The 674-nt window shown below is 65.0% G+C and carries 1 protein-coding gene and 1 pseudogene; both read right to left on the bottom strand.

Going from position 1 to position 674, the window contains the following annotated elements; translation table 11 throughout:
• Positions 1–247, bottom strand: a 247-nt coding sequence (locus tag AC1DU6_RS34235) for an NAD(P)/FAD-dependent oxidoreductase (RefSeq protein WP_477862897.1), incomplete at its 3' end; no start/stop codon positions are given.
• A 99-nt stretch (positions 248–346) separates the two neighbouring features.
• Positions 347–674 (bottom strand): annotated as a pseudogene (locus AC1DU6_RS34230) (TonB-dependent receptor); the annotation flags it as partial.

The raw sequence follows: 674 nt of genomic DNA, 5'->3' as shown, positions 1-674 counted from the left end.
GGCCGATGCAGCCCACATGGGCCACGGCCTGGGCGCGTCGCATGACGTCGTCCAGCAGGCCCAGGCGGGCCAGGGCCTTGTGGGCGTCCGGGATCAGGCCGTCGCCGCAGATCTTGTCGCGGCCGGGCGGGTGCTGGTCGACCAGCAGGACATCCACGCCCGACCGAGCCAGCACCCGTGCGCAGGCGCTGCCAGCGGGGCCGGCGCCGATGATGAGAACGTCGGGATCTGAAGTGATGGCTGTCATGGCGGAGGTCGGGAGTGCGCCTATTTTCGCAGCCGAAATGAAAAAGGCCCGCCGAGGCGGGCCTTGCAGACACCGGCACGGAGCCGGCGCATCACGTCATCAGAAGCTATAGCTGCCGGTCACGTAGACGGTACGCATCAGCGGGCTGGCGTAACGCGGGTCATAGCCGACCTGATGGCCCGAAGAATCACGCAGCGTCAGCGGCGGCGCCTTGTTCAGCAGATTGGTGACGCCCAGACGAAGTTCCAGCGCCTTGCTCCACTTGTACGTGCCCTGGTAATCCAGGGTGTAGTACTCGGGAACGTCGAGCGCGATGGTCGTGTTCTTGCCTGTCGACAGGTCACGAACGGTCTGCACGCGGTCGAGGTACTTGCTGCGGTACTTGAACAGCAGCGAATTGGTTACCGGACCTGTCTGGAGCTTGAAC

Source organism: Roseateles sp. P5_B10, assembly GCF_056400485.1.
The sequence above is the reverse complement of the archived record's forward strand: the minus strand, read 5'-3'. Positions and strand labels throughout refer to the sequence as shown.